The 916-nt window shown below is 65.3% G+C and carries 1 protein-coding gene; it reads left to right on the top strand.

Annotated features, from left to right (window positions below):
- Positions 1-867, top strand: an 867-nt coding sequence (locus tag HZZ13_RS36320) for an IS110 family RNA-guided transposase (protein WP_197964212.1), incomplete at its 5' end; no start/stop codon positions are given.
- Between the last annotated feature and the right edge of the window lie 49 nt (positions 868-916).

Below are 916 nucleotides of genomic sequence, written 5' to 3'. Positions count from 1 at the left end.
CCCTATTGGGCGCGCGAGATCGCAGCTCTCGGTCATGAGGTGCGGCTCATTCCGCCGGCTTATGTCAAACCCTTCGTAAAGCGAGGCAAAACGGATGCGGCGGACGCAGAGGCCATCAGCGAAGCGGTGACCCGCAAGACCATGCGCTTCGTCCCGATCAAGACGGCCGAGCAACAGGCTGCCGCGATGGTGCTGAAGACCCGCACCCTTCTAGTGCGGCAGCGAACGCAGGCGGCCAACGCGTGGCGCGCGCATCTGGCCGAATTGGGCATCATCGCCACCGCTGGCCTGGCAAAGGTTGAGGCGCTGGTCGCAATCATACGGGATGAGACAGATGCTCGCCTGCCCGCAGCAGCGCGCTTCGCGCTGAGGGCTATTGCCGACGAGATTGAAGCTTCAGCCGACCAAATCGAGAGACTCGAGCGCGCGATTGTTGTGGAGACCAAGCACGACGAGGACATGCGTCGGTTGACCACGATACCTGGCGTCGGCGCCATCACGGCGGCGACCATCAAGGCGCTCGTGCCGGATCCCGGCGGGTTCAAGTCGGCTCGCCACTTTGCCGCCTGGCTGGGATTGACGCCGCGGCCTCATTCAAGCGGAGGCAAAGAGCGGCTGGGACGAATATCGAAGATGGGAAATCCGGAACTCCGCTCTCTGCTCGTTGTCGGGGCGACGGCCGTCTTGCGGGTTGTCCGAAACGACGCTCGGGCGCGGCCGTGGCTGAAGGCGCTTCTCGCCACACGGCCCTTCAAGGTTGCCGCGGTCGCGCAGGCCAACAAGACGGCGCGGATCATCTGGGCGCTTCTGAACAAGGGCGGGACGTACCGACGTCCCGACCCGCTGACTGCCGCGGCCGCCGTCTGATGGACGCAGTGACCGCCAAAGCGATCTGACCGGCGCAGGCCGGCAGAGG

The organism is Bradyrhizobium agreste (assembly GCF_016031625.1).
Classification (GTDB): Bacteria; Pseudomonadota; Alphaproteobacteria; order Rhizobiales; family Xanthobacteraceae; genus Bradyrhizobium; species Bradyrhizobium agreste.
The sequence above is the reverse complement of the archived record's forward strand: the minus strand, read 5'-3'. Positions and strand labels throughout refer to the sequence as shown.